Annotated in this window: 2 protein-coding genes; both read right to left on the reverse strand. The window is 51.9% G+C overall.

Annotated features, from left to right (window positions below; genetic code table 11):
- Positions 1-265 precede the first annotated feature (265 nt).
- Complete coding sequence (locus tag ACQR1H_RS33200; RefSeq protein WP_316236525.1) at positions 266-724, reverse strand: hypothetical protein; 459 nt, start codon at positions 722-724, stop codon at positions 266-268.
- Positions 725-759: 35 nt separating this feature from the next.
- Positions 760-1476 (reverse strand): hypothetical protein, encoded by a 717-nt coding sequence (locus ACQR1H_RS33205; RefSeq protein WP_434908801.1) that lies wholly within the window; start codon positions 1474-1476, stop codon positions 760-762.
- Between the last annotated feature and the right edge of the window lie 248 nt (positions 1477-1724).

Here is a 1724-nt window from a genome sequence, read left to right on the forward strand (position 1 = left end):
GTTCAAGCAAAACACGATGCGATGACTTTACCCATTGTCACTGAGATTATCGTGTCTCACTTGAGGGGTGCAGTCCATTAGTGTCACCGTAACTTCTCACCGCAGCTTCGGGGCTGGTGTCGAAATAGAAGAACGTGGACCTCCTCACTTCATAGGAAGACTTGCCGTGCTTGATCAGGCGAACGAGAGTTTGGGTCGCATCCGCCATTGAGTCCGCACTATACCGCCGAGTGCAAGAGGGGTCTTGCGCGGGTATGCCGCCCATCTATTTCGAGAATTTCACCGAACCAGATCCGCAGCCCACACGGTAGTGTTTGAGAAATTCGCGGAGGGCTGCAGTAGACGTGGTGGCATTATAAGGATCACGATAGCCCATTTGCTCGGCAATCAACATATTGCACTTGATTGTGGTCGGAACGATCGCTGGGTCGATCGCGCCCTGATTGATGAGTTCCGCGATATATTCAAGCCGAACAATAAAACGACCGACGTCCTTCATCTCCTCTGGATCGGTCGGAGGGAACGTTAGCTTCGAGGTCAGGTTGGCATCGAAGTAGCTCATCACGACGGCATGAGTGAGGGACTGTTTAGAAGTCCGGAACGACATCCCACCAACGATGACCGTTGCTAGAACACTCGCTGCTGCGGCCACAAATGACCATCGAGCGGCGTTTACCGCGGGATCCGGCGACACAAGCAGGCTCCTTTCGATGATGATGAGCATTTGATCCAAGTCGCCCTGATCATCTGGACAGGATCCTATTCTTCCGCCCGCCCTTTGGTAGTTGCCTGTGGAACGGGCGGCTGCTGTTCAGCTTGCTTTTTGAGATGTTGCTCCATTATGGCAGTGACCGCTCGCTTTGGTCCAAAGTAGATCGGCTCCATTTTATCCAGCAACTCACTCATTGCTTCAGACACACAAAGAATCTCCTCTGGAAATGAGGCGATTTCACTTACGCCGAGAGCAGGCTGCTTCCATTTTGCGCGCGTATCAAGCCTATGAGGTTTCAGGCTCGGATACACTTCGTCTGACTCGAGTTCGGCGTCCGACAGCTTCATTATATCGGAAAGGTCTTCTCCGCCCTGAAGGAAGTGGTGTGCCATTCGCACACGTTTTCCATTTAGCTTAAGGAGCCGGCTTCTGATGGCTGACCAACTATTTTGACAAACAGAAAATTGCGTTTCCAACACAAAGAGCTCGTCTATGATCTGGATCCATGTCGGGAACGAATTGATCGAATAAAAGATCAGTCCTGCTTTGTCCGCGGGAACGTCCAGCAGGAAAGCAGCAACGTAGACTAGATGACCTTCAAGCCTCGACCACAATGAAATATTGCGGCCTATCATTTTGAAGATTTGCTCTTTTATAGCCCTGTTGTCGTTTTCAAACTGGTCATGCAACTCCTGCGCCTTTGCTTCTTCTCCCCCACGGTTTCCCCCTTCCCAGCAACTGGCACGATCAACGGGTAGTCGCATTGATTGCTCACTAGAACGAGCGGAGCAAGCCCATTCTCTCGATATCGGGTCATCTGCGAAAGTTTTTCAGCGGCTCGGAGGTTTCTTGATCTCGGGAACGGTCGGCTTCCCCACTGAGACTTCTTTGGTTGCCTCTCGTCGCGCGGGGTGAGTATGGGAATTACGGTGACGGTGCTGGACTGCACCCCTCAAGTGAGACACGATAATCTCAGTGACAGGCATTCCGAGGATGACCTGTGGCAGCAAGA

It is taken from the genome of Bradyrhizobium sp. HKCCYLRH2015 (assembly GCF_051168215.1).
Lineage (GTDB): Bacteria > Pseudomonadota > Alphaproteobacteria > Rhizobiales > Xanthobacteraceae > Bradyrhizobium.

Excerpts from the sequence above, each read along its gene's own strand:
- ACQR1H_RS33200 (WP_316236525.1), bottom strand. The coding sequence starts at position 724 with ATGCTCATCATCATCGAAAGGAGCCTGCTTGTGTCGCCGGATCCCGCG.
- ACQR1H_RS33205 (WP_434908801.1), bottom strand. The coding sequence starts at position 1,476 with ATGCGACTACCCGTTGATCGTGCCAGTTGCTGGGAAGGGGGAAACCGT.